The sequence below is a fragment of the Hyphomonas sp. UBA3601 genome (assembly GCF_002375605.1).
In the GTDB taxonomy this organism is placed as follows: domain Bacteria; phylum Pseudomonadota; class Alphaproteobacteria; order Caulobacterales; family Hyphomonadaceae; genus Hyphomonas.
The window spans coordinates 2,792-4,045 of record NZ_DFME01000036.1 but is presented as its reverse complement, the minus strand read 5'-3'; the positions used below and the strand labels follow the sequence as shown (position 1 = coordinate 4,045).

Annotated in this window: 2 protein-coding genes and 1 pseudogene; 1 reads left to right on the top strand and 2 read right to left on the bottom strand. The window is 61.2% G+C overall.

Features of this window, described 5'->3' with window-relative positions; translation table 11 throughout:
• Window positions 1-609: crotonase/enoyl-CoA hydratase family protein (locus tag B4F73_RS04115; RefSeq protein WP_290482571.1), on the top strand; the 609-nt coding region annotated here is incomplete at its 5' end.
• Here B4F73_RS04115 and B4F73_RS04110 read toward each other — a convergent pair.
• On the bottom strand, window positions 606-1,022 hold the full coding sequence (locus B4F73_RS04110) for a GFA family protein (RefSeq protein ID WP_206991743.1): 417 nt from the start codon (window positions 1,020-1,022) through the stop codon (window positions 606-608). The genes B4F73_RS04115 and B4F73_RS04110 overlap by 4 nt on opposite strands.
• A gap of 82 nt (window positions 1,023-1,104) precedes the next feature.
• A pseudogene (locus B4F73_RS16720) lies at window positions 1,105-1,254 on the bottom strand (imidazole glycerol phosphate synthase subunit HisF); the annotation flags it as partial.

The window sequence follows — 1,254 nt, the reverse complement described above, 5'->3', positions numbered from 1 at the left end:
CTCGGCAGCGATTCCGGCAGCGACGAGTCCAAGAGCGTCACCGGCAGCAAGAACACCTTGTCCGACCGCACGCACGGCATCGCCAATCGCGCGCAATATGTCGCCTGGGGCTGGCGTGAGATTCCGGCGCCGGTCATCGCCGCTGCGCATGGTGTGGCCTTTGGGGGCGGCTTCCAGATTCTCTCCGGCGCCGATATTCGCTTTGTCCATCCAGACACACGTTGCGCCATCATGGAACTGAAATGGGGTCTCGTGCCCGACATGGCGGGTTTCCCGCTCTGGCGCGGCAATGTCCGTGACGATGTGCTGCGCGAACTGACCTATACCAACCGCATCTTCAACGGCACCGAAGCGCAGGAAATGGGTTTTGCCACCCATGTCTCCGACAATCCGCTGGATGATGCGATGGCGCTCGCCAAGCAAATCGCGCTGAAGAACCCGGACGCGATCAAGGCCTCCAAACGCATCTTCAATTCCATGCAGGATGCCACCGACGCGGAACTCCTGATGGCGGAATCGGTCGAGCAGGACAAGATCATCCGTACACCGAACCAGATGGAAGCGGTGTTCGCCGAGATGCAAAAGCGCAAGCCGGCCTTTACCGACTAGTCGCTCTCGCCATTTGCGGCCTCAAACGCGGCAAAGGCTTCTTCGCCCGTCAGCATCGGCGTGTCATTGGCCAGATCATAATAGGCGGCTTTCTCGTCGATGAAGATCTGCTGCGACAGCTTTGACAGGTCGGCCTCCTGAAACAGGCCGGCCGACAGGGCGAAATGGTCGTGGAATTTGAGGTGGTAGTAGAGATGGCTGCCACAGGTCTTGCAGAAGGCCCGCTCGGCCCAGTCCGAGGACTGGTAGTCGGCGATATGGTCCTCGCCTTCGATCTCCAGCTTGCCGTCATGGTCGACCGTGAACAGCGGCCCGCCGCCCCAGCGTCGGCACGTCGCGCAATGGCAAACTGCCACCTCATTGATGTCCGGCACCGTGATCGTCACCGCGCCGCATAGACAATGGCCTTTCATGATCGCTCCCTCCTGTTTGTATAAGGAGGCCAGCCTACGCCAATGCGGCCATATCTCAATTGAAGGCTTTGTGACGATTTCGTCAGAGGGGGCGGACAGGCGCTCCGGCTGCAGCCAGTGCGGCGCGGGCCTCGGCAATCGTCGCTTCGCCGAAATGGAAGATCGAGGCAGCCAACACCGCCGTCGCCCCGCCCTCGATCACGGCGGGGGCGAGGTCTTCCACCTTGCCTGC